This window comes from Actinoalloteichus hoggarensis, assembly GCF_002234535.1.
GTDB classification, from domain to species: Bacteria; Actinomycetota; Actinomycetes; order Mycobacteriales; family Pseudonocardiaceae; genus Actinoalloteichus_A; species Actinoalloteichus_A hoggarensis.
Map to the genome: position 1 here is coordinate 6,440,414 of NZ_CP022521.1, position 22,759 is coordinate 6,463,172.

At 72.1% G+C, this 22,759-nt stretch carries 20 protein-coding genes; 13 read left to right on the forward strand and 7 right to left on the reverse strand.

All coding sequences use genetic code 11. The features are described 5' to 3' along the window. The first annotated feature begins 34 nt into the window (after positions 1-34). The 3 genes from AHOG_RS27475 (at position 35) to AHOG_RS27490 (ending at position 4,152) form a co-directional block, all read left to right on the forward strand. The gene (locus tag AHOG_RS27475) at positions 35-2,050 is read left to right on the forward strand and encodes an Hsp70 family protein (RefSeq protein WP_093943894.1); all 2,016 of its coding nucleotides are present in this window, start codon (positions 35-37) and stop codon (positions 2,048-2,050) included. Between the two features lie 146 nt (positions 2,051-2,196). Then, entirely contained in the window at positions 2,197-2,910 is a 714-nt protein-coding gene (trmB, locus tag AHOG_RS27480) for a tRNA (guanosine(46)-N7)-methyltransferase TrmB (protein ID WP_093943895.1), read from the forward strand. 225 nt (positions 2,911-3,135) lie between these two features. After that, entirely contained in the window at positions 3,136-4,152 is a 1,017-nt protein-coding gene (locus tag AHOG_RS27490) for a nitric oxide synthase oxygenase (protein WP_245857113.1), read from the forward strand. 239 nt (positions 4,153-4,391) lie between these two features. Here AHOG_RS27490 and AHOG_RS27495 read toward each other — a convergent pair whose 3' ends face one another. The 3 genes from AHOG_RS27495 to AHOG_RS27505 all read right to left on the reverse strand — a co-directional run bounded on the left by AHOG_RS27495 (position 4,392) and on the right by AHOG_RS27505 (position 8,172). Then, the gene (locus AHOG_RS27495; protein ID WP_093943898.1) at positions 4,392-4,610 is read right to left on the reverse strand and encodes a hypothetical protein; all 219 of its coding nucleotides are present in this window, start codon (positions 4,608-4,610) and stop codon (positions 4,392-4,394) included. 509 nt (positions 4,611-5,119) lie between these two features. Then, positions 5,120-7,447 carry an FtsX-like permease family protein gene (locus tag AHOG_RS27500; protein ID WP_093943899.1) on the reverse strand — a complete coding sequence of 776 codons (2,328 nt, stop codon included), beginning with the start codon at positions 7,445-7,447 and terminating at the stop codon, positions 5,120-5,122. Next, complete coding sequence (locus tag AHOG_RS27505) at positions 7,444-8,172, reverse strand: ABC transporter ATP-binding protein (protein WP_093943900.1); 729 nt, start codon at positions 8,170-8,172, stop codon at positions 7,444-7,446. The genes AHOG_RS27500 and AHOG_RS27505 overlap by 4 nt, the downstream gene beginning before the upstream one ends. A 234-nt stretch (positions 8,173-8,406) precedes the next feature. Here AHOG_RS27505 and AHOG_RS27510 point away from each other — a divergent pair, with 234 nt between their 5' ends. The 4 genes from AHOG_RS27510 (at position 8,407) to AHOG_RS27525 (ending at position 13,863) form a co-directional block, all read left to right on the forward strand. Then, positions 8,407-9,642, forward strand: coding sequence for a sensor histidine kinase (locus AHOG_RS27510; protein ID WP_093943901.1), 1,236 nt, complete (start codon positions 8,407-8,409; stop codon positions 9,640-9,642). Beyond that, positions 9,639-10,295: a response regulator gene (locus AHOG_RS27515; protein WP_093943902.1), complete on the forward strand. Its 657-nt coding sequence runs from the start codon at positions 9,639-9,641 to the stop codon at positions 10,293-10,295. Before AHOG_RS27510 ends, AHOG_RS27515 begins: the two co-directional genes overlap by 4 nt. A 486-nt stretch (positions 10,296-10,781) precedes the next feature. Then, the gene (locus tag AHOG_RS27520; protein WP_093943903.1) at positions 10,782-12,188 is read left to right on the forward strand and encodes a serine hydrolase domain-containing protein; all 1,407 of its coding nucleotides are present in this window, start codon (positions 10,782-10,784) and stop codon (positions 12,186-12,188) included. Positions 12,189-12,453: 265 nt separating this feature from the next. Continuing rightward, positions 12,454-13,863: an FAD-binding oxidoreductase gene (locus AHOG_RS27525; protein WP_245856481.1), complete on the forward strand. Its 1,410-nt coding sequence runs from the start codon at positions 12,454-12,456 to the stop codon at positions 13,861-13,863. Between the two features lie 367 nt (positions 13,864-14,230). On the opposite strand, the gene AHOG_RS27530 is transcribed toward AHOG_RS27525, so the two are convergent. The 4 genes from AHOG_RS27530 to AHOG_RS27545 all read right to left on the reverse strand — a co-directional run bounded on the left by AHOG_RS27530 (position 14,231) and on the right by AHOG_RS27545 (position 17,856). Next, positions 14,231-14,437, reverse strand: a complete 207-nt coding sequence (locus tag AHOG_RS27530) for a hypothetical protein (RefSeq protein ID WP_093943904.1) — start codon at positions 14,435-14,437, stop codon at positions 14,231-14,233. 393 nt (positions 14,438-14,830) lie between these two features. Further along, positions 14,831-16,003 (reverse strand): N-acetylglucosamine-6-phosphate deacetylase, encoded by a 1,173-nt coding sequence (nagA, locus tag AHOG_RS27535; RefSeq protein ID WP_093943905.1) that lies wholly within the window; start codon positions 16,001-16,003, stop codon positions 14,831-14,833. Further along, complete coding sequence (locus AHOG_RS27540; protein WP_245856482.1) at positions 16,000-16,980, reverse strand: ROK family protein; 981 nt, start codon at positions 16,978-16,980, stop codon at positions 16,000-16,002. The genes nagA and AHOG_RS27540 overlap by 4 nt, the downstream gene beginning before the upstream one ends. A 276-nt stretch (positions 16,981-17,256) precedes the next feature. Then, entirely contained in the window at positions 17,257-17,856 is a 600-nt protein-coding gene (locus AHOG_RS27545) for a SigE family RNA polymerase sigma factor (protein WP_093943907.1), read from the reverse strand. 487 nt (positions 17,857-18,343) lie between these two features. Here AHOG_RS27545 and AHOG_RS27550 point away from each other — a divergent pair, with 487 nt between their 5' ends. The 6 genes from AHOG_RS27550 (at position 18,344) to AHOG_RS27575 (ending at position 22,733) form a co-directional block, all read left to right on the forward strand. Next, the gene (locus AHOG_RS27550; RefSeq protein ID WP_157737075.1) at positions 18,344-18,604 is read left to right on the forward strand and encodes a hypothetical protein; all 261 of its coding nucleotides are present in this window, start codon (positions 18,344-18,346) and stop codon (positions 18,602-18,604) included. Between the two features lie 479 nt (positions 18,605-19,083). Beyond that, the gene (locus AHOG_RS27555) at positions 19,084-19,371 is read left to right on the forward strand and encodes a YciI family protein (RefSeq protein WP_093943909.1); all 288 of its coding nucleotides are present in this window, start codon (positions 19,084-19,086) and stop codon (positions 19,369-19,371) included. Positions 19,372-19,471: 100 nt separating this feature from the next. Continuing rightward, positions 19,472-20,431, forward strand: a complete 960-nt coding sequence (locus tag AHOG_RS27560) for a DUF998 domain-containing protein (RefSeq protein ID WP_093943910.1) — start codon at positions 19,472-19,474, stop codon at positions 20,429-20,431. Between the two features lie 77 nt (positions 20,432-20,508). Further along, the gene (fbaA, locus tag AHOG_RS27565; protein ID WP_093943911.1) at positions 20,509-21,543 is read left to right on the forward strand and encodes a class II fructose-bisphosphate aldolase; all 1,035 of its coding nucleotides are present in this window, start codon (positions 20,509-20,511) and stop codon (positions 21,541-21,543) included. A 151-nt stretch (positions 21,544-21,694) separates the two neighbouring features. Then, positions 21,695-22,108 carry a DUF3151 domain-containing protein gene (locus AHOG_RS27570; protein WP_093943912.1) on the forward strand — a complete coding sequence of 138 codons (414 nt, stop codon included), beginning with the start codon at positions 21,695-21,697 and terminating at the stop codon, positions 22,106-22,108. Between the two features lie 4 nt (positions 22,109-22,112). Beyond that, the gene (locus tag AHOG_RS27575) at positions 22,113-22,733 is read left to right on the forward strand and encodes an SRPBCC family protein (protein WP_184451052.1); all 621 of its coding nucleotides are present in this window, start codon (positions 22,113-22,115) and stop codon (positions 22,731-22,733) included. The last annotated feature ends 26 nt before the right edge of the window (positions 22,734-22,759 follow it).

Sequence of the window (22,759 nt, forward strand, 5' to 3'; positions counted from 1 at the left end):
GTGAGCCGCGGCGGAGTCCAGGGAGGCAGATCGGGTGCGAGAGCTCGCCGTCGACTTCGGCACCTCGAACACCGTCGCCGCCGTGCGCGGCGGTCCCGACGCCCCGGTCCGGCTGCTCGGCGTCGACGGCAGACAATCGCTGTCCTCCGCCGTCTGGCTGTCCCCCGACGGAACTCTGATCGTCGGTCGCGACGCCGAACGGCAGGCGCGACTCGACCCCAGCAGATACGAGCCGAACCCGAAGCGCCGGATCGACGACGTGGAGGTGCTGCTCGGGGACACGGTCGTCCCCGTCGTCGAGCTGATCGCCGCCGTGCTGCGCCGGGTGGCCGAGGAGGCGCGTCGGCAACTGGGCGCGAGCCCCGACCTCGTCCTGCTCACGCACCCGGCGGACTGGCATCGCATCCGGTGCAACACCCTGCGTTCCGCCGCGCGGGCGGCGGGGTGGACGGACTCGGTGCGACTGATCGCCGAGCCCACGGCGGCGGCAGCGCACTTCGCAGGCCTGCCGGACGTACGGCACCGGCCGGCACCGGGCCGGGCACTGGCCGTCTTCGACATGGGCGGCGGCACCACCGACGCCGCGTTAGTGCTGCACACCGACGAGGGCGGCTGGCAGATCCTCGCCGAGGCCGGGCTGCCCGACGTCGGTGGAACCGACATCGACCACCTGCTCCTGGACCACGTGCGGCGCTCGGTGGGCCACGACCGGCCCGAGTGGCCGGAGCTGCTGCGCCCGACGACGGCGGCGAGCCGTCGAGCGGCACGCGCCATGATCGACGACGTGCGCGAGGGCAAGGAGGCCCTGTCGCGCTACGCGCAGACCGACATCCCGCTGCCCGCCCCGCTCCCGGACGCGCATGTGACCCGCGAGGAGCTGACAGCGCTGGTCCGGCCGCAGCTCGAACGGGCCGTCGCGATGCTCGCCAGCACGATCCGCGGCGCCGCCCTGCCGCCGGACCGGCTCGCGGGCGTCTATCTGGTCGGCGGCGCGTCCCGGATGCCCTCGGTGGCGCAGCTGATCTCCGAGCGTCTCGGGCTGATCCCGATGGTGGTGGAGTCTCCGGAGAGCAGCGTGGTCGTCGGTGCCCTGGCCGCGCCGCCCGCCCGCGACTTCACCGACCCCAGGGAACGGACGCCCGCAGGCGCGCGGCCGGTGGGCGGTCACGGGCCCGCTCCGGCAGGGGCGGCCTTGCCTGCCGCGGTCCTCACCGGGTCCGCCGCCGTCTCGCCGCCGGGCCAGTACGACCGGGTCGGTGAGCGGCCGCCCACCGGCGGATTCGGCGCGCCGTCGCGTCCCCCGTCGTCACCGGCGCCTCCGGGACCGTTCCCGGGCGGAGCCGCGGTCCCGAGGGTTCCGGACGGACCCACCCACGTCATGTCCGCGCCGAAGGGCGATCGGTCCGCGCCGACGACGCCGCGGACCGTCCTGGTCACGCTCGCCGCCGTCGCCGTGGTCACCTCGGCCGCCGTCGGCCTGTGGTGGTGGAACAGCCCGGACGGTCGGGCTACGGGCGGCGAGCCGACGAACGGCACCGGCGACCGGCAGGCGGGGGCTTCCACCGGGCAGCCGTCCGGGGACCCCTCGGCCCCCGACTCGACGCCTACGCCAGGCGGCGATCCGGCCGCCGCGGCGTTCGGCGACGCCGACGAGCTGCGCGAGTTCGCAGGCGTCGCGGTGGAGCGGGCGGACGCCTGCACCGACGTCAGCGACGGCCGGACGTACTCCTTCATGGTCGACGTCGCCGTACGCTGCGACTACGCGACGGCCGACGGCGACTTCGAGGCCTACTTCTACGACGGCTCGGCCTGCGATCTCCTGTTCAGCCCCCTGCTGGGTACCTCGGGGGAGGCCGGCGAGTGGTCCGGTGCGGGGATGTCCGGCGACTGGGTGTCGCAGCGAGTCCCGACGGACGGCAGCGAGCACCTGCTCTACCGGCCGGCCGACGGGGGCACCCGCTGCGGCGAGGCCACTCACGCGGAGGGCGACCCGCGCTCGGCGGACGAGGTGCGGGCCTTCTGGGAGTCGACGACCCGACCGGGAAGCTGACGGCCGCTCGCGACGCCGCCGTCCCCACACGGTCACCGGGACGGCACTGTCGACGGGACGCGACACGCCCCGTGGTTCGGGCGGGTGCACGGCATGCCCGGGTCGGATGGCACAGTCTCCTCCTCGGGAGAGGAGTGTGACCAGTCATGTCATCCACTGATCAGCAGGCGCACCACCGCACGGTGGTCAGCTATGTGCGTCGAGGCGATCGGCTGACCGCGGGCCAGGAACGTGCCTGGCGACAGCACTGGGGCACCCTGGGACGCGACCTCGCGGCACTGGACGCGGGCGAGTCGGGCGTCGAGGACTGGTTCGGCAGGCAGGCCCCGCTGATGCTGGAGATCGGCTCCGGAATGGGCGAGACCACCGCACGCCTGGCCGCAGCGGAGCCCGAGGTGAACTACCTGGCGGTCGAGGTCTACAAGCCGGGTCTGGCTCAGTTGCTGATGCGGGGCGTCGAACTCGGCGCGACCAACCTGCGTGCGGTGCGCGGCGACGCCGTCGAGCTGCTGAGCGATCGCCTGCCCGCCGCCTCGCTCGCGGGCGCCCGGATCTTCTTCCCCGATCCCTGGCCCAAGAAGCGTCACCACAAGCGGCGGCTCGTCCAGCCCGCGTTCGTGGCGCTGCTCGCCTCTCGGCTGGCCCCCGGCGCGACCCTGCATCTGGCCACGGACTGGGCCGACTACGCCGACCAGATGGCCGAGGTGTGCTCGGCGGAGCCCAGCCTGCGCAATCGGTATGCCGACGAGCCCGGTGGCTGGGCGCCGAGACCGGACTGGCGACCGGTCACGAAGTTCGAACAGCGCGCGAGGGTGGAGGGGCGGATCTCCCGAGACCTGATCTTCGAGCGTCGCGACTGATCGCGCCGCGGGGACAGTAGATTGGCCGGGCACGGCCGCGCGACCGCGTCGAGACCGGCCGAGCTCCGATCACGGAGCATCGAGGTCGGGCGGCCGACGGGTGCATCCGACTCGCGTGCAGGCCTCCGCCCGAAGCGGTCGGCGGTCGACGACCGGCGCGACGCCCTCGGAGGCGACCTTCTCGATCCGTGACGACCGGTGAAGTAGCGGGGTGATCCCATCTCGATCGAGCAGAGGCAGCACGGCGCGGCGCGGGCGACCGATCACGTCGCCGCCGAGGAGTTCGTCCGTGCCTTCCATGAGGCACACCCGAGGGCGGGTTCCGCGGCGGACCGGCTGGCGAGCGTGCGCGCCGAGATCGAGGCGACCGGCACCTATCGGCATCTCCCCGCCGAACTGGCCTACGGGGCCAGGATCGCTCTGCGGGACAGCGGCTGGTGCGGCAGCGGCGTGCCCTGGTGGGCGGCGAAGGTGCGTGATCTGCGCGAGGTGCACACGGCCTCGGCGGTGGCGGCGCAGTGCTTCGAGCACCTGCGGCTCGTCGTCAACCAGACCGGAGTCACTCCGATGGTCACGATCTTCGCGCCGGACTCGCCTGCCGGACGCGGACCCAGGATCTGGAATCACCAGCTCGTCGCATACGCGGGATACGTCGACGGCGACGGCAGGGTGCTCGGCGATCCACGGCAGGTCGGCTTCACCGCCGCCGTCCGTGAACGCGGCTGGCAACCGCCGGTCGGCCGGTCGCGGTTCGATCAGCTTCCCCTGGTGGTGGCGACCGAGCGGGAGGGGCCTCGGCTGTTCTCGCTGCCGCGAGACGTCGTGGCGGAGATCCCGTTAGAGCATCCGGAGCTGCCGTGGTTCGTGGAACTCGGACTGCGTTGGTACGCGGTCCCGGTCGTGGGCGACATGCGGCTGTGCATCGGCGGCATCGAGTATCCCGCCGCGCCGTTCAACACCTGGTTCATCGGCGGAACGGTCGGCAGTCGCGATCTCGGCGCCGACGACGCCTACGCCATGGCCCTGCCGGTGGCTCGGCGAATGGGACTGGACACCACGACCGAGCGGACGGCCTGGTACGAACGGGCCTGCGCCGAGCTGGATCGGGCCGTACTGCACTCCTTCGGAGCCGCGGGCATCCCGCTGTTCGATCAGGACGCGGCGGCCGCGCAGCGGATGGCCTGGCTGCGGGCCTGGCACCGGCCGGGTGGAGGCCATGCCTGCTATGTCCCGGGCGGCTGACGGGGCTGGCGCGGTCATACGGGCCGTCGCGGTCACTCGGGCCGGTTCGGCCCGGCGGAGCGGACGGCGTCGTGACGGGCGTGGCGGTGCCGCCGGGGCGCACGACCGCGGTGCCGGCGCGGCGGGGCAGGGTGGTTCATGGTTCGGCCGATACCGTGCCGACGGCCGTCCGCCCCGTTCCCGGCCAGAGCCCGCCGGAGGCTTCTCGGCCTCGGCGACCTCCGTGCCACCGCCGAGCCTCACTGGTGACGGACGGCGGCGAGGCGGGGCTCGAAGAGGCTCGCCCGGCGGGCGGTGCGGCTCGGTGCGTCCTGTGCGGCCTCGGCGGCGCGCTTCGTGGCGCGCGGGCTCGCGTCACGGCGTTCGGCCAGGTCGGGCAGCAGGGTGCTCAACGCCATCAGCAGCAGCATGGTCATGGCCAGCACGCCTGCGGTCCAGGTCAACACGATGCTCATCATCTTCGGCTCCTCGAGTTCGTCGGGCTGTCGTCGTGTCTCCAGTCTGGTCTCCGAGGCGATCTGTCCGGATCGGTCGGACGGCCGAGATCGGCGAGCCGTTCGGCTGGTTCATGGCCGACCGATCGGCCGGCGTCGCCGACGGCCCGCATCGAGGCCGACGGTGATCAGCGCGTCGGCGACCGCCGAGCACCGGCAGACCCGCGGGCGAGACCGGCCCGTCAAGTCCGGGCGGGTCTGCGGGTTCGCCTGGACCGGGGAATCCAGCCGGACCGGCGGGCACGGGCGCGATCCGGCCGATTCCCGTGTGCCGTATGTCCGTCGCGGGCTGTGCGACGCCATGACCACCGGGGAGGCAGCGGACGCGGCCACGCACGCCTGCGGCCGTGTTCGCGGACGCGGCCGAGGCAGGCACGGCCGAGGCGGCAGGCACGGCCGAGCACCCAACCCGGCCGGAGCCCGCCGCACCCGGCGCGGCCGACAGGGCACGCCGTGCGCCGCCGCCACCGGCGTCATTCCGTGGCGAACGGCTCGCCGCTCACGTTGCGCAGCACTCGCCCGGCCGCCCACGCCGCCGACACGGACACGGCGACGGCCACGGCGACCGGGACGGCCAACGAGGGGTGGACCTCGATCTCCAGGCCCAGCAGCCACAGAACCCCGGCACCCACGCCGAAGCCCACCACCGCTGCTCCGAGGGATGCCGCCAGCGCGGGCAGCGCTGCCTCGGTCCGCAGGGCCCGTGCCAGCACCGACACCGAGGCCCCGGCGGCCGTCAGCGCGCCCAGGGTTTGACGCCGATCCAGCACCGAGCCCGCCGAAGTGACGATGGTGCTGGCGCAGGCCAGCAGCGCCGCGATGCTCAGGCCGAGGATCGTCACGCGGCGCAGGTCGTCCAGCAGGACGCCGTTCTCGATCGCGGTCAGAGCGAGGCTGTTCACCGCCACTCCAGGGGCCGCCCGGCTGAGCACGGTGCGCACCACCTCGGTCTGGTCGGCCGGCGCGCTGACCAGGATCGACGACTCGGCGATGGAGTCGCGGTCCGGGACGAGCGCGGGTTCGACGAGCACCGATCCGGCCAGTTCCGCCGTCGATCCCGCCATGGTGTGCACGGTGACCGGCCCTCCGTCGGCCAGCGGCACTCCCGGCGCCGACGCAGCGTCCGCCGACCCGCCGGGACTCGTCATGGCGCCGTTCGAGCCCGTGTCAGGGCCGCTGGGGCCTGCCGGCCGGGGGCTCCGGACGTCCCGGAGACGCAGACCGGTGTCGGGCAGGAACAGCTCACTGCCCACCCATACCCCCGGCTCCTCGGAGCAGCGGCCGATCGGGAGCCGGGTCAGCTCCACCGCCCTCGGGCAGTCCAACACCAGCGCGGGGTACTCGTGCCGCCCGTCACCCGTGATCAACCGCGCCCGGCCTGCGGTGGCCACCGCGCCCGCGACCTCGTTCTCGGTGAGGCCGACGCGGATTCGCTCGGCGATCGCCTCGGCCTCGGAGGTGGGCACGTCGCCATACAGGACGTCGGCCTGGAATGAACGTCCGACCGTCCCGGCTGTCGACATGCCGGGCAGCACGGTCAAGGCCAGGGCGCCGACGAACACGGCGAGCACCACGCCCGAGGCCGACCGATAAGCGGCCTGGGGCGCGTCACGCAGTCGTCTGCCCGCGAGCAGCGTCGACGGCCGACGCCACACCGTCGTGAAGAGCACGCCGATCACCGAGGTCAGCCACGGGCCCACCACCGAGGCCGACAGCACGATCGCCGCCATCGAGAAGATCAGCAGCCCGATCCCGCCGCCGTTCTGGGCGACGATGAGACCCGCCGCGAACAGGGCGCCCACCGAGACCAGGACCACCAGCCGCCAGGCACTCGGTCCTCGGCGCCGTCGGGCGATCACCACGCCGAGCGGACTCGACACCACCCGGCGGAGGCCGAGGACGGCCGCGAGGATCACCAGCAGCGGGACGCCCAGGCCGACGAGGAGCAGCGTCGATACCTCGGGGACGAAGTCGCCGGCCAGCCAGGTGCCGCCCTGCCACGGGATTCGAGACATCAGGCCCGACACCGGGATGGTCAGCGACAGCCCGACGACGGTGCCCGCGGCCGCGGCGATCCCCGCCTCGACGGCCGTCAGCAGCAGCACCTGGCCGGGTGTGGCCCCCGCCAGCCGCATCGACGCCAGTCGGCGTTCTCGGCGAGCGGCGGTGAGCCGGGCGGAGGAGGCGACCAGCACCAGGCTCGGCACCGCCAGCACCGCCAGCCCCACCATCGACAACGTGATCAGGAAGATGTCCGACATGAACCGGTCGCCGATCAGCCCGGCGACCGGGCTCGCCTCCGCGCTCAGCTCGGCCTCGTGGTGACCGACGACGGCCACCAGCTGTTCCGGGTAGGACAGCGCCTCCTGTCCGAGCACCCCGATGACGGCGCCGGGGAATCGGTCGCCCAGTTCCGCGGGCGGCAGCCGGGCCACCAGGTCGGCGAGCGCCGGGGAGAGCAGCACCTCGCCGGAAGCGGGAAACTCGGGAATGCCGGGTGCGACCGGAACGGCCTCCGGCGAGGCATCGCCGGAGGCCGCCACGTCGAGCCGGGTGATCGGCTGCGAGCCGACGACGTCCGAGGACCGATCGACCAGCGCGACCGCCTCCGCCGGCGTGCCGTGGGAACCCACGTACTGCCAGGCGAATCGCTCCCCGCGAGCCGCGGCCGCGTCGGGCAGCGTCAGCAGCAGGACGACGAGCACGGTCCCGATCGCCACGCCCGCCGACGTGAGGACGGCGGAGAGCCTGCTCCGTCGGTCGGCACGTAGGATGCGCAGCGCGAGCGCGAGCGGATTCATGCCGCGGACCGCCCGGCGACCAGGCCGTCCCGGATCTCCACCCGACGTCCGGCGCGCTCGGCCACGGCGGGATCGTGAGTGACGATGACGACGGCGGCCCCGGTGCTGTTCGCGGCGTCGAGCAGGACGCTGATCGTCTCCTGACCGGTGTGGGTGTCCAACGCGCCGGTCGGCTCGTCCGCGAAGATCACCGAAGGCTCGTGCGCCAGCGCCCTGGCGATGGCGACCCGCTGCGCCTGACCGCCGGACACCTCGCCGGGTCGGCGCTGCCGGAGCCCGGCGAGCCCGAGCCGATCCAGCCAGCTCTCGGCCGTCGCCATCGCCGTCGCCCGGCTCGAGCCGGCGAGCAGCAGCGGCAGCGCCACGTTTTCCAGACAGGTCAGTTCCGATACCAGCATTCCGGCCTGGAACACGAAGCCGAAGGCGCCGCGCCGCAGCTCGCTGCGCCTGCGCTCGGACAGCCGGTCGATCCGCTGGCCGTCCAGCAGGACCTCGCCGCCGTCCGGCGGCAGGATGCCCGCCAGCACGTGAAGCAGCGTGGTCTTGCCGGACCCGGAAGGCCCGACGATCGCGACGACCTCGGCTCGGCCCACGGCCAGGTCGACGCCGGACAGGGCATGCTGTTCGCCATAACGCTTCGTCAGTCCGTTGCCCGTGAGCAGCGGCGACGCCCGGTCTTCCGGAGCGAGCCTGTCCTGATCTGCGGGTCTGGGGGCAGCGGTCATCGGTGACACGGTCGACTCTCCTCGGGTTCTCCTCGGGCGGCGGACCCGGCCTGCGGCGATCGCCGGGCGGGTCCGCACGGCCTTCGTCGGGCCGGGTCTCAGAGTGCCCGCGCCCGCGTGGGGAACGCTTCGGTCCAACGGTCGGTGATCTCGGCGCGGCCTCGGCCGTTCGGTCGGCGAGCACGAGCCGAACGGCCGAGGTCCCCGCCGGAGGGCAGGCCGTACCGTCACGGCATGACTCGGGGGTCCTCCGCAGGCTGGATGGAACGTGTGCCGGCGCGATACCGCGCGCTGCTCCGGCAGCAGTGGCCGCTGATACTGGTGCTGGGGCTGCTACAGCTCGGCCAGCTCGGGGCAATCGGCATGGGCGCGGCCGCGCAGTTCGGCGTGCTGCTCTCGATACTGCTGGTGACCATCGCGGTGCTCGCGCCGTTGCGTCCCTTCCGCGCCGCGCTGGCCGCCGCACTGTTGTTGGGCGGCTCCGGGATCTTCATGGCGGTCCTCGGCGGCCAGACGTCCATGCAGTACAGCTTCACCGGGCTGTGCGCGGCGATGGCGATCCTCGCCTACGCGGTGCGCTATCTGGACAAGGGGCAGGCTCGCGTCAGCGTGGTGGCGCTGATCATCACCATCGAGATGAGCCTGTCGCCGGAGATGGCACGCAACGTGGCAGGGCTCGGGGACCTCCTACAGGCCTTGGTTGCACTGCAGTTCCTCACCGCGTTGATGGTGGTTCCCGCACTGATCGCGGGCCTGTACTTCCGAGGCGCCGACCGTGAGCGCGAGCAACGCACCAGCCGGGAGATCGTCGCCGCCCAGCAGGCGGAGCGGATGGCGTTGGCGCGGGAGCTGCACGACGTGGTCGCGCACCACGTGACCGGCATCGTGGTGCAGTCGCAGGCCGCCCGGATCGTGGCGGCGAACAACCCGGAGGCCGTGGCCAAGGCGCTGGAGCTGATCGAGCACAGCGGGACCGAGGCCCTCACGGCGATGCGCAGGCTGGTGGGGACGATGCGGGAGGGCTCCGCCCCCGACGCCGAGTCCGCCGCCTCGCAGGCGACCATGGATCTCGACGCCGACCTGCGCACCCTCGTCGACCGCGCGGAGCGCAGCGGCATCCCGGCCCGACTCGACGCGGTGCCCGGCGGGGACGTTCCACCGGAGGTGGGGCGTTCGGTGCTGCGGCTCGTGCAGGAGGCGCTGACCAACTCCGGCAAGCACGCGAGGAATCTGTCTCTGGTGCTGGTCGCGGTCTATCGGACGGCCACGGGGCTGCGCATCCTGGTGACCGACGACGGCGACGGCGGGGTGCAGGATCCGGTCGGCGGCTCGGGTGGCTACGGTCTCATCGGGATGCGCGAGCGGGTCGATCTGCTCGGCGGCGAGTTCAGCGCGGGGCCGGGCCCTCACCACGGATGGCGGGTGGAGGTCCTGCTGCCCGTGCAGGATGTTGAGGCGGAGCAGACATGACGATCAGAGTCCTGATCGCCGACGACCAGGAGATGGTCCGGGCCGGTTTCCGGATGATCCTGGAGGCACAGCCCGACATCGAGGTGGTCGCGGACGTCCCCAACGGCGTCGAGGCCCTGCGCCGGGCCACCGAGCTGCGGCCGGACGTCTGTCTGCTGGACATCCGGATGCCGGGGCTGGACGGTCTGGAGGTCACCCGCAGACTGGCGGGTCCGGACGTCGCCGACCCGCTGAAGGTCGTGATCGTGACGACCTTCGATCTCGACGAGTACGTCGCCACGGCGCTGGCGGGCGGGGCGAGCGGCTTCCTGTTGAAGGACGCGGGCCCCGCGCTGCTGGTGGAGGCGATCAAGGCCGCCGACCGAGGAGACGCGCTGGTGTCGCCGCAGATCACCGTGCGGCTGCTCAAGCACTTCAGCGCACCGGCGAAGTCCCCGGTCCGGCAGCCCGTCGACGCACTGACCGAACGCGAGGTCGACGTGGTGCGTGAGGTGGCCCGCGGCTGCACGAACACCGAGATCGGCGCCGAGCTGTTCATGTCGCTGTCCACCGTGAAGACTCACCTCGCGGCCGTGCAGCAGAAGATCGGCGCCCGCAACCGTGTGGAGATCGCCGCCTGGGCGTGGCGCTCCGGGATGATGGCGGACGGCTGAGCCCGTCTCGACGCCGCCGGGCCGCCGTTCGGTCCGCGGCGGTCGGCGCTCGGCGTGAGAGGCGCGCCGTCGGCACTCTCAGCGGGTCGACGTCTCAGCCGGGCTCGTACTCACCGGGCTCGTACTCACCGGGCGCTTGCGCACCAGGCGCTTGCTCACTGAGCGCAAGCGATCCCGCAGCGCGCAGCGCTGTGCGACCGGGGGTCGATCGCGGACGACGGCTCGGCCTTCAGGGCCGCCGCGGCTTTCGATGCCCGCCGATTCGCCCGGTCTTCCGCCGTCGCACGGGTTCTCGCCGCCCTCGGTGGAATTCCCGGTCAGCACGCCTGTTCTCGACATACGGTAGCGATCATCGAAGCATGAGCGATGATCAGAACTGGTGGGCCCGACGGCCGCCTGGAGACCGGGCAGGCCGTGTCGCGCGGGCAGCCGACCATTCGGCCCCGCCACCCTGATCGGTGGCCTGATACCGAGAGTGAGCACCACATGATCGACCCCGTGCAGGACCTGAATCGAGAACAGGCCCCCGCCGCGTCCACCGTTCGCGCGCTGACCCGCAGGCTGGCCGTCGATCAGCGGGACGGCCGGGTGCCGTCGGTGGTCGCCGGGCTGGTGCGGGACAGGGCCACGGTCTGGACCGGCGCCCGAGGTCGGGTGAACGACTCGGCGCCGACCCCGCACACCCAGTATCGGATCGGATCGATCACCAAGACCTTCATCGCCGTGCTGATCCTGCGGCTGCGCGATGAGGGACTGCTGGAGCTGTCCGATCCGGTCGAGAGGCATCTGCCCGGAACCACGTTCGGCGATCGCACCGTGGCGGCCCTGCTCGCACACGCGGGCGGCCTGACCGCCGAGCCTCCCGGACCGTGGTGGGAGCGGACCCGAGGCACGTCCTGGAGTGAGCTGGCCGACCGCTTCAGCCCCGAGACCACGCCGCACCGCGCGGGACGCAGGCACCACTACTCGAATCTCGGCTTCGCGGCACTCGGTGAGATCGTGGCCCGGATCCGGGGCGAGGACTGGCTGACCGTGCTGGATCGCGAGATTCTCGTGCCGCTGGAGCTGACCCGGACCACGGCGATGCCCGTCGCCCCTCATGCGCGCGGCTGGGCCGTGCACCCGTGGGCGGACGTGCTGCTGCCGGAGCCCGCGCACGACGGCGGTGCGATGGGTCCGGCCGGCCAGCTCTGGTCGACGGTGACGGACATGCTGCGCTGGTCGACCTTCCTGGGCGGTGACACGGGCGACGTCCTGCATCCGGACACCCTCGCCGAGATGTCCGACCCCGTGGTCGTCGAGGACGGCGACGGCTGGCGGAGCGGCCAGGGACTCGGCCTGCAACTGCTGCGCCACCAGGGCAGGCGGCTCGTCGGACACGGCGGATCGATGCCGGGCTTCCTCGCGACGGTGTGGGCGGACCGCACCGACGACAGCGGCGTCGTGTTCCTGGCGAACGCCACCTCCGGCATCGGCGGTGCCCTGGCCGTCGGTCTGCTCGACATCCTCGTGGAGCAGGAGCCGAGGCTGCCCGCCGAGTGGCGCCCCCAGGCGACACAGCCGGATCCGGAACTGCTGGCGTTGACCGGCGAGTGGTACTGGGGCACCGCGCCGTACGTGCTTCGGCTGCTGCCCGACGGAATGCTCAATCTGACGCCGATGGGCGGTCGGGGCCGCACCTCCCGGTTCCGCGCCGCCGCCGACGACGACGGGTGGATCGGACTGGACGGCTACTACGCGGGGGAACGGCTGCGGGTGGTCCGTCGCGCCGACGGCGAGGTCGGTCACCTGGACCTGAACACGTTCGTCTTCGCCAGGAAGCCCTACGAGCCGACGGCACCGATCCCCGGTGACGTCGACCCGGGCGGCTGGCGAGGTTCCGCGACCTACTGACCCGAATCGCACCGCCGTCGGATCCGGACACCGCCGGTCGATCGAACGCCGTCGATCGGTGCCCTGCCCGCCGATCATCGACGGGCCGCGCCGCAGTCCCGGCCCTCCGCCCACCGGCCGGACGAGGGTCTTCGGAACACCGCGAGACCGGGCCTCGCGTCTGGGGAGGAAGCACCCGCGCCGGGTCGCCCGACGACCGCGGCGCGGGTGACGGCGTGCGAGCACGCCGAGCAGGTCTCGCACGGAGGCCGCACGGAGGTCTACCGTGACAGGTGTGAAGGTCACCGGACACGCGGCGTTACTGGCGGAATTGCGTGCCGTCCTCGGACGCGACGCCGTCCTGACCGATCCCGACGTCGTCGAGGGCTACCGACACGACATGATGCCGCTGGCCTCGGCGGGCAGGCCGTTGGCCGTGGTGCTGCCTGCCACCAGGCCCGACGTGCAGCGCGTCGTTCGTGCCGCGGGCGCGGCCGGGGTCCCGATCGTGCCGCGCGGCGCGGGCAGCGGACTGTCGGGCGCCGCCAACGCGATCGACGGCTGTCTCGTGCTGTCCACCGCCCGGATGCGATCGATTCTGGAGATCGACACGGACAACCGGCTGGCCGTCGTGGAGCCCGGCGTGATCAATCGTGATCTGCGGACCGCCGTCGAGAAGCACGGCCTCTTCTATCCCCCCGACCCGTCCAGCTACGACTGGTGCACCATCGGCGGCAACCTCGCGACCAATGCCGGTGGCCTGTGCTGCGTCAAGTACGGCGTCACCACCGACTCCGTGCTGGGCCTGGAGGTGGTGCTCGCCGACGGCGAACTGCTGCGCACGGGCCGCCGCACCATGAAGGGCGTCGCCGGGTACGACCTCACGAGCCTGTTCGTCGGCAGCGAGGGCACGCTCGGCGTCATCACCAGGGCCACCCTCGCCCTCCGCCCGCTGCCGCAGGCGCCCGCGACGCTGGTCGCGACCTTCGCCGCCACCGAGGCGGCGGCCTCGGCGGTCAGCCGTATCGTCCGGGAGGGCATGGTGCCGTCCCTGCTGGAGATCATGGACGCCGTGTCGATCGACGCGGTGGAGCGACATCTGAACACCGAACTCGGCGCGGCGGCGGGCAGCGCCGCGCTGTTGCTGGCCCAGTCGGACGTCGGCGGCGACGCGGGCCGCGCCGAGATCGAGACACTCGAACAGGTCTGCACCGACCTCGGAGCGGACTTCACCTACAGCACGACCGACCTGGCCGAGGGACGGATGCTGCTCGCGGCCCGCCGCGCGGTGCTGCCGGCCCTCGAACTGCTCGGGCGAGGACTCACCGACGACGTGTGCGTGCCGCGCACCCGCATCGGCGAGCTGATCAGCGGCTGCGCGGCCATCGCCGATCGGGCCGGACTCACCGTCGCCGTCGTCGGGCACGCCGGTGACGGCAACATGCATCCGACGATCGTCTACGACCCCGATTCGCCGGCGCAGGAGGAGGCGGCCCGCGTCGCCTTCGACGAGATCCTCGCCCTGGGCCTGTCCCTGGGCGGCACGATCACCGGCGAGCACGGCGTGGGCCGGATCAAGCAGGACTGGCTGGCGAAGGAGCTGGGACCCGTCGGATTGCGGACCCATCGGGTGGTGAAACGGGCGCTGGACCCGGAGAACCTCTTCAATCCCGGCTCGATGTTCTCGATGGACTGACCGCTGCTCTCGTCCTGCGGTTCCGACGGCGGTCGCGCCCCAAGCACGGGCTCCGGGAGGGACCCCGAATCGAGCCGACTGTCCAGCGGGGCACGGCGTCGCCGTCACCAGGGTGCCGACGGCGGGGACGGGGCGCCGACGGCGAGGTGTCGACGCTGACGTGCCATGACCGGCGAACGGCGTCGGCGGAACCGGTCGGGCCCCGGCGTCGACCCCGCTCGCCGGTCATGGCACGCGGGCTCGTCGCTCCGCCCGCGGACGCCGGCGGCAAGGGGACGGCGGCGGACACCAGTGGCGGCGGGTCGGTGGTGAGAGCAGGCGCAGACGCGCTGAGCGCGCGCGGCCGGGCGCCCGGATCACCCGACGTTCACAGCAGCGAGGCCAGCCCGGCGAGTGTTCCCGCCAGCAGCCCGACCAGGAGGATCAACGCCCAGCCGGTCCAGCGGAGCGGTCGCGGCCCGGACGGACGGCGCGGCGGGACACCCACGGCGGGCTGCCTGCCCGCGCCGCCGCTGACCGCCTGGGCACGCAGTGCCTGAGACAGCAGCTGTTCCGGGTCGCGGGCGGTGCTCATCGTGGCACCGTAGCCGACCCCCGGCGGCGCCGATGCGACCGCCGACCGGCGCCGCGAGCCGGCCGGCGGGTCCCGAGCCGGTGCGGTACTGCGACGCGCCGCACCTCGGACAGGGGCGGCCGAACCGCCCTGCGGCCGGACCGACACAGGATCTGGCCACCCCAGGATCTGGCCACCCCCGGGGCCGACGCACCCGGACCGACGCGGAACCGGCGGACCGGCGAGATCCGGACGGGCGCGATCGGGTGGCGTCGGACCAGCGGGTTCCGGACCCGTCGGAGTACGTGAACACCACAGTGTCACCGGATCGCGGTGACCGGTCCCCGCTTTCCGCACAGCAGCCGCCCCGCCGTCGGTGCCCCGCACGCACCGGTTGCCCGCGGCCCGACGGCGTCAGCCCTCGACCACCTCGCCGCGCCGCAGGACGTCGCGGACATGCAGCCGCTCGTCCAGGATCACCAGGTCGGCACGCAGCCCGGGCGCGATCCGCCCGACCTCCTTCTCCATGCCCAACACCGCGGCGGGGCGGGTGGCGGTCGCGGCCACGGCCTCCTCGACGGTCAGTCCGCAGGCCTCCACGAGGTTGCGGAACGCGACGTCCATGGTCAGGCTGCTGCCTGCGAGCGTGCCGCCGTCCAGCAGCGGAACGCCGTCGGTCACCGTCACCCGCAGACCGCCCAGCTCATACCGTCCGTCGCCCATGCCCGTCGCCGAGATCGCGTCCGTGACCAGCACCGTTCGCGCCGGGCCCGCATGACGGGCGGCCAGCCGAACGGTGGTGGGATGGAGATGCACCAGGTCGCAGATCAGCTCCACGGTGATCCGCTCGTCGTCGAGCAGCGCCCCGATCGGGCCGGGCTCGCGGTGATGCAACGGTCGCATCGCGTTGAACAGATGGGTGGCGACGGTGGCGCCCGCGGCGACGGCGGGCAGGACCTGCTCCTCGATCGCATCGGTGTGCCCGATCGCGGCGATCGCGCCGCCGTCGACGAGCTGACCGACCGCCCGGACGGCACCCTCCAGTTCCGGGGCCAGCGTGACCATCCGCACCGAACCTCGGCCCGCCGCCAGCAGCCGGGCCACCGAGTCGTGGTCCGGCGGCAGCAACAGCTCCGGCGCGTGTGCCCCGCAGCGGGCGGCGGACAGGAACGGGCCCTCCAGGTGGATGCCCGCGAACAGATCGTCCTCGACCAGCTCCGCGAGGCCGCTCACCTGGCGCGTCAACTCCGGTACCGAGGCGGAGACGAGGCTGCCGAGCATCGTGGTGGTGCCGCGCGCCCGGTGTGTGCGGACCGCCGTCGCGATCCGCTCGGCCGATCCGCCGCTGAAGGACTCGCCGCCGCCGCCGTGGCAGTGGATGTCGACGAAGCCGGGGACGACCCAGGCCCCGGCCAGCTCCTCCGTGCGTGCGGCGGAGGGTGCCGGACCGACGCCGACCGCCGAGACCCGCCCCCCGTCGATGCCGACCCAGGCATCGACGAGCACTCCGTCGGCGGTGACGACGCGACCACCCGCGAGCACCAGGTCGACCTCGGTACGCGGGGCGGTGGTGTGGGCGTGAGTCATCGGTCCTCCTGAATGCCGACTGCCAGTAGTGCCGCGCCGAGGCATCCCGCCTCGTCCCCGAATTCCGCGGTGCGGAGCACGGGGACGCGCTGGAACGAGATCAACGCGGCGAGTCTGTCGCGGAGCGGGGCGACGAGGAGATCGCCCGACAGCGCGAGCCCGCCGCCCAGCACGATCACCTCCGGAGCGAGCAGCGTGACGAGCAGCAGGATCGCCCTGGTCAGGCCGTCCAGCGCGTCCTCCCACACCGCGATCGCGACCGGGTCGCCCGTCTGCACCGCGGCGGCCACCTCGGCGGCCCCCGACACCGGTCGGCCGATGCGCGCGGCGTAACGGCGGGCCAGCGCGGCGGAGGACGCCACCGCCTCGACGCAGCCGACGGCGCCGCAGGCACAGCGCTCCTGGTGGCCGATGTCGACGTGGCCGATCTCGCCCGCGAAGCCGCCGCCGCGCAGCATCCTGCCGTCCACCAGCAGTGCCGCCGCGATGCCGGTGCCGATCGGCAGCACCACGGCGTCGCGGCAGCCTCGGGCGGCGCCGAGCCGGGCCTCGGCGAGGCCGCTCGCTCGGATGTCCTGACCGAGGACGACCGGGAGATCGGTCCTGGCAGCCAGCAGAGCGCGCAGCGGCGCGTCGCGCCAGCCCAGATTCGCCGAGTAGACCGCGATGCCCCGATCCTCGTCGACGACTCCCGGCACCGCGACGCCCGCCGCGTGGACCGGACCGGTGGCTTCGGCACGCAGCTCGTCGATCAGCTCGTGCACCGCGTCGACGACCAGTTCGACCGTCCGCGTCCCGGCGGCGGCCTGTTCCTCGGCCGAGGCGCCCTCGGCGATCGCGGCTCGCGGGGTGTGTCGGCGGCGACGGCGGAGCGGGACGGCGTCCGCGGGGCCGACGGAGACGAGCGCGGCCTTGATCTCGGTGCCGCCCACGTCGACGGCGACCACCTGACGGGTGTCTTCCACGGTGATGCCCACGAGCGAGATCCTGCGCCACGCACCCCGCATTGGTCTATACAACCCGCGAAAGATCTGGATTCGTCATCGGATCGAAGCGCACGGCGACCCGGCGGGACGCCGGATTCTCCTTCGGTCTCGACGATGCCGGAGGCCGGGGCTCACCCGGCGCCCTGACCAGCGCGGTGTTGGATGACTCGACGCTGGAAGCCTGCGGAGCCGCAGCACGAATGCCGTCCGGCGCGGACCTTGGACGGCTCGCGGCGGATGAGCAAGGACGATCCCGGCGTGTCCGGCTCAGCGGCCCGAGCTGATGATCGACTGGAGGGCGTCCAGCGCGCGGGAGGCGGTGGACTTGACAGTTCCTCGCGAGATCCCGGTCGCCTCGGCGATCTCGGCCTCGGACAGGTCCCCGTAGTAGCGCAGGACGAGCACCTCACGCTGCCTGGGCGGGAGCTGCGCGAGTGCTCGCACGACGGTCTGATGCTCGGCCGTCAGCATGGCCAGCGACTCGGCGGAACGGGCGTTCGGGCTGTGGGGCGGCGTGTACTCCCGCGCGGTCTTGCGCCTGCGCAGGACCGAACGGCTGCCGTTGACCACGGCGGTGCGCAGATAGCCCACCGCCGCGGTGGCGTCGCGCAGCCCGGACCAGTTGCGATGCAGGCCGGTGAAGGCCTCCTGAACCACGTCCTCCGCCGTGGAGATGTCGTCGACGAGGAGGATCGCCAGGCGCACCATCCGCATCCGGTGCCGGCGGTAGAGGTCTTCGAGCGTCAACGGCTGCTGACCGCCCGAGCGCGGCAGGGGCGAGTCGAGTGTTCTCAGATGGCCGAACGTCCGTTCGACCGGGTTGTTGCTCCCATCGCCGACTCCTGGGTGGAATCTGTCCGCCGCCACTGGAGCAAGGTACCGAGGAGACGGCCCCCGTTCGTAGGCAGTGTGAGCTCCGGCGCCGGGCCGCCGGGCTTCGTCATGCCTTCGTCAGCTCTCCGTGATCGAACGGACACACGGCGTCGGAGCTGTCAACAGGATCTCGGCCCTTTCGGGGCCGCGCGGGCCGAGGTTCGCCGCGCCGAAGAGGTCTCTTTCGGGGCACTACTGCGCAGTAGCATGGAGGTCTGGATCTCAGCCGTCCGGCGGCGTCGGCCACCGCGATCCGGCCGCCCGCCCCCTGACCTGGAGTTCGACCCATCGGCGGTCGAGATCATTTCTTCCGGCGGTTCATCCTGCCATTTCCGCGAATTCGCGCAACTTCGAGTCAGATTCACCTTCTGGAGGGAACCGGCTTCGATGCTGTGGCGACGACCCCGGGACGGGCCCAACATTGTGCTCGGTTGGGATTCGGGACCAGCCGGTCGGAGAAAATCAATACGGAGGTCAGACCGTGCAGATTCGTAAGATGCTCGCCAAGACTCTCGTTGCAGGCGCCATCGTGGTGGCCCCCGTTCTTGCCGCGACTCCCGCGATGGCGGGCGAGCACGACAAGGGCCACGGCCACAGCAAGGACAACGGGCAGGAGTTCCGCCTCGACGTGGGCGAGTGGAACACCTACAAGATCTACAGCGACCTTGAGGTCAAGGTCGACTTCAAGACCGGCTTCGAGTTCGAAGGCGGCGACTTCGCGTTCGCCTCGATCGACTTCTGATCAATCCCATAGAGCACTGAGACGATCTCGGCGAATCGATTCTCTGATTCGCCGAGATCGTTTTTTCCACCCTGATTCAAGATAACGGTCTCCGACCGTCTCGATCTTTCTTTGATCGACTCCGACGGCGTGTTCCGGGGAGGAGCCGCCAGTCGACGTCCGCTGCTCGAAATCCGCTTCTCGCGGCATGTCCAGGGCCTTCGCCGGCAATTGATCGTCATTCCCCGGATCGGCCGCGCCCCCTCCCTGCGCCGCCGTCCGGGGCGATCCGCGTTCTCCGCCGCGCCATTCGGCGAACGCCCGGACGAACCCCCCGACTCCTGCCGAGAACCCCGTCCGCACGGGTGCGACGGCGACCGGTCCCGACACGCTCCAGCGGGCCTGGGCGGCGCCGCCGCGGCGGCGTCCGAGCCTCGGGATCGGCGGTAGCGTCGACGCCGACAGGACACACCGTCGACCTAGCGGGGAGCGGCAACGGCATGGCCAGATTCGCAGTCCAGCTCGTCTTCACCTCGGACACCGAGCGGCGACTCGCCGTCCGACCGGCGCATCGGGACTACCTCACCACGCTCGCGGAGAAGGGCTCGCTGCTGGCGGCGGGGCCCTGGGCCGACGACACCGGCGCACTGCTCGTGTACGACGTGGCGGACGAGGCCGAGCTGCGACGACTGCTCGACAACGACCCTTACTGGCCCGCCGAGGTGGTGGCGGAGGTGATCATCACCGAGTGGACTCCGCTGATCGGGTCCTGGTTAACGACCGACTGACGGCGTGTCGGCCACGACGCGCCGGAGGTGCGGCGAGTCAGGGCTGGAATCAGGACAAACCCTGAGCCGACCGGTGGTCTCAGCGTCAACAATCGTCGGCATGCGTGACGCGACCGTGGCCGACACGGAACACTGGCCGGCTCCTGCCGTGCGTGCGGTGGCCGGGCTCTCCTTACTGGGAATCCTGCTCTCCGCCATCGCCTTCACCGCGATGCACGTCGGCTTCGGTGACGGCTTCGACGCCGTCAGCCAGACACTCAGCGAACTCGTCTACGTCGAGGGGGGCGCCTCGCTGATCCCTATCAGCATGGTCACCCTCGGTCTCGGCTCGCTCGTGCTGCTGCCGCTGCTACGCGGCAGCGGCGCGCTCGACGGCAGGCTGCTCCCGGTGCTGATCGGCCTCTGGGGCGTCGGCCTCGTCCTCTGCGCGTTCTTCCCCGCCGACCTGCCCGACGCGGCACTCACCTTCTCCGGCTGGACGCACCGGATCTCGGCCTGTGTCGCGTTCCTGAGCCTGGCCGTGGCCGGCCTGATCATGTCGGAGCGCTTCCGCGACCACACGCTCTGGCGGCTGGTCGCAGGCTGGACTCGCGTGCTCGGCGCCGTGACCCTCGTTCAGTTCATCGTCTTCCTGCTCGCCTCGATGCCGGTCGTCACGCCTCGGCTGTGGGGAGCACAGCTCTTCGCCGACTTCCTCGTCCGCGGCTTCGTCGAGCGCACCATGCTCGGCACCCAGGTCGCCATGCTGGTGCTCTGGATCGGCAGGCTGATCTACCTCACCCAGGTCCGCCGCTCGCCCGCCGCGTTCGTGTCCGCGGGCGGAGACGATCACGTCGAGCCCGCCCTCGGCCTGGTGGTCACCTCGGAGTCCGCGACCCGGGCGCGGGACCTGGTCGGCGCCGTCACCCCAGGTACGACGGCAGGCGCGGAGCCGGGCGCACCCCCGGCGGAGGGCAGGCGGATCGAGCAGATCACGCTGGATCGATCCACCGCGGGGGAGTCGCTGGTCGCGGCGGGGGCCGATGATCCTCAGCCGGCAGCAGACCGCGAGCGGGTCTGATCGTAGGATGCTCACCGGTAGCCGAACGACAGCCATCAGCGCGGACACGCTGCGCCGGGCACCACAGGAGGAAGACGATGCCCATCGCAACCCCCGAGGTCTACGCGGAGATGCTCGACCGGGCCAAGGCGAACGAGTTCGCCTACCCGGCCATCAACGTCACCTCGTCTGAGACCCTCAACGCGGCATTGCGCGGACTCGCGGAAGCCGAGAGCGACGGCATCATCCAGGTGTCGACCGGCGGCGCGGAGTTCGCCTCCGGCACCAAGGTCAAGGACATGGTCACCGGGGCCACCGCCCTTGCCGAGTTCGCTCACGTCGTCGCAGCGAAGTACCCGGTGAACGTCGCGTTGCACACCGACCACTGCCCGAAGGACAAGCTCGACGGCTTCGTCCGGCCGCTGCTGGCGATCAGCCAGGAGCGCGTCGACCGGGGCGAGAACCCGTTGTTCCAGTCGCACATGTGGGACGGCTCCGCCGTGCCGGTCGACGAGAACCTCGAGATCGCCGCCGAGCTGCTCGCCGTCTCGGCGAAGGCCAGGGTCATCCTGGAGATCGAGGTCGGCGTCGTCGGCGGCGAAGAGGACGGCGTCGACAACGAGATCAACGACAAGCTGTACACCTCGCCGGAGGACTACCTCAAGACGCTCGACGCGCTGGGCAGCGGTGAGCGAGGCCGCTACCTGCTCGCGGCGACCTTCGGCAACGTGCACGGCGTCTACAAGCCGGGCAACGTGAAGCTTCGTCCGGAGATCCTCAAGCAGGGTCAGGACGTCGTCTCCGAGAAGCTCGGTCTTCCCGCGGGATCGAAGCCCTTCGACCTGGTCTTCCACGGCGGCTCCGGCTCGCTGCTCTCGGAGATCCACGAGTCGCTGAGCTACGGCGTGATCAAGATGAACATCGACACCGACACGCAGTACGCCTTCACCCGTCCGGTCGTCAGTCACATGTTCTCCAACTACGACGGCGTGCTGAAGATCGACGGCGAGGTCGGGAACAAGAAGGTCTACGACCCGCGCAGCTACCTGAAGGCCGCCGAGCAGGGCATGGCGGCTCGGGTGGCGCACGCATGCGAGAACCTGCGGTCCTCGGGCCGCATGCTCGCGGGCTGAACCGCACCACGAGTCCGCACGGCCGCACGAAGGGGGCGTCTCGGCATACCGCCGAGGCGCCCCTCCCGCGTTCTCGCGGGGTGGAGCTGTTCTACCGCGGTGACCGCGGAGGCGACGGGACCGACCGCGCGGACGTTGGCAGAATGAGGGCATGACCCACGCGAACCTGCTCGGCCCGGAGCCCACACTGCTGCCCGATCTGCCGGGGCCGCAGCAGGAGTTGGACGCGGGCACCGATCCCGCGACGGTGGCCGCCCGGTATCCGTCCTTCAGCGAGGCCTGGGCCGCGCTGGCCGAGACGGCGCTGGCCGAGGAACAGACGGTGGCCGGTTATGCGTACGCCCGCACCGGCTACCACCGAGGACTCGACGCGCTGCGTCGCGCCGGATGGAAGGGCCACGGCCCGGTGCCGTGGGAGCACCGACCCAACCAGGGTTTCCTCCGCTGCCTCGGCGCCCTGGCCAGGGCCGCGGGCGCGATCGGCGAGACCGACGAGCACGAACGCTGCCGGACGTTCCTCGCGGACTCCGACCCGAAGGCGCCTGCCGCCGTCGGACTGGCCTGAACCCATGGCGGACAGCGCCTACGACTTCCACACCCGCTGGCTGATCCCCGCATCGCCTGCGGAGGTGGCGGACACCCTGTTCGACCCGGCCGATCTGTCCCGCTGGTGGCCGTCGGTCTATCTGGACGTGCGGACGCTGCGCCGCGCCGAGGACGGCGGCGTCGGCTCGTCCTACGAGCTGTTCACCACCGGCAGGCTCCCGTACACCCTGCGGTGGCAGCTCCATGTCGAGTCGGTCGCCGAACTCGGCTGCTCCTTCACCGCCACCGGCGACTTCGTCGGGCGGGGCGTGTGGCACCTGTCCGAGCTCGGCGCCGACCGCACTCAGGTGGACTTCACCTGGAAGATCCGCGCGGACAAACCCCTGTTACGGAGCAGCCCTAACTGGCTGCGGCCGGTCTTCGAGGCCAATCACGACTGGGCGATGCGGATGGGCGAGGAGAGCCTCATGCTCGAACTCCGCCGCCGGGCGGGCGACGCCGTCCCGCCGCCTCGCCCGCCGACTCCGACCTCATCGGTCCTGCTCGCGGCCGGCGGCGCCGTCGCGCTGACGGCGGGCGCGGCGGTCCTGATCGGACGCGCGGGAGACAGGCGCAGGGCACGCCGCCCTCGCTCGGACGGCTAGTCATCCTGCGGATCTTCCGGGGGAGC

Excerpts from the sequence above, each read along its gene's own strand:
- AHOG_RS27555 (WP_093943909.1), top strand. The coding sequence starts at position 19,084 with ATGGCCAGATTCGCAGTCCAGCTCGTCTTCACCTCGGACACCGAGCGG.
- fbaA (WP_093943911.1), top strand. The coding sequence starts at position 20,509 with ATGCCCATCGCAACCCCCGAGGTCTACGCGGAGATGCTCGACCGGGCC.
- AHOG_RS27530 (WP_093943904.1), bottom strand. The coding sequence starts at position 14,437 with ATGAGCACCGCCCGCGACCCGGAACAGCTGCTGTCTCAGGCACTGCGT.
- AHOG_RS27575 (WP_184451052.1), top strand. The coding sequence starts at position 22,113 with ATGGCGGACAGCGCCTACGACTTCCACACCCGCTGGCTGATCCCCGCA.
- AHOG_RS27495 (WP_093943898.1), bottom strand. The coding sequence starts at position 4,610 with ATGATGAGCATCGTGTTGACCTGGACCGCAGGCGTGCTGGCCATGACC.
- AHOG_RS27570 (WP_093943912.1), top strand. The coding sequence starts at position 21,695 with ATGACCCACGCGAACCTGCTCGGCCCGGAGCCCACACTGCTGCCCGAT.
- AHOG_RS27560 (WP_093943910.1), top strand. The coding sequence starts at position 19,472 with ATGCGTGACGCGACCGTGGCCGACACGGAACACTGGCCGGCTCCTGCC.
- AHOG_RS27515 (WP_093943902.1), top strand. The coding sequence starts at position 9,639 with ATGACGATCAGAGTCCTGATCGCCGACGACCAGGAGATGGTCCGGGCC.
- AHOG_RS27500 (WP_093943899.1), bottom strand. The coding sequence starts at position 7,447 with ATGAATCCGCTCGCGCTCGCGCTGCGCATCCTACGTGCCGACCGACGG.
- trmB (WP_093943895.1), top strand. The coding sequence starts at position 2,197 with ATGTCATCCACTGATCAGCAGGCGCACCACCGCACGGTGGTCAGCTAT.
- AHOG_RS27505 (WP_093943900.1), bottom strand. The coding sequence starts at position 8,172 with ATGACCGCTGCCCCCAGACCCGCAGATCAGGACAGGCTCGCTCCGGAA.
- nagA (WP_093943905.1), bottom strand. The coding sequence starts at position 16,003 with ATGACTCACGCCCACACCACCGCCCCGCGTACCGAGGTCGACCTGGTG.
- AHOG_RS27520 (WP_093943903.1), top strand. The coding sequence starts at position 10,782 with ATGATCGACCCCGTGCAGGACCTGAATCGAGAACAGGCCCCCGCCGCG.
- AHOG_RS27510 (WP_093943901.1), top strand. The coding sequence starts at position 8,407 with ATGACTCGGGGGTCCTCCGCAGGCTGGATGGAACGTGTGCCGGCGCGA.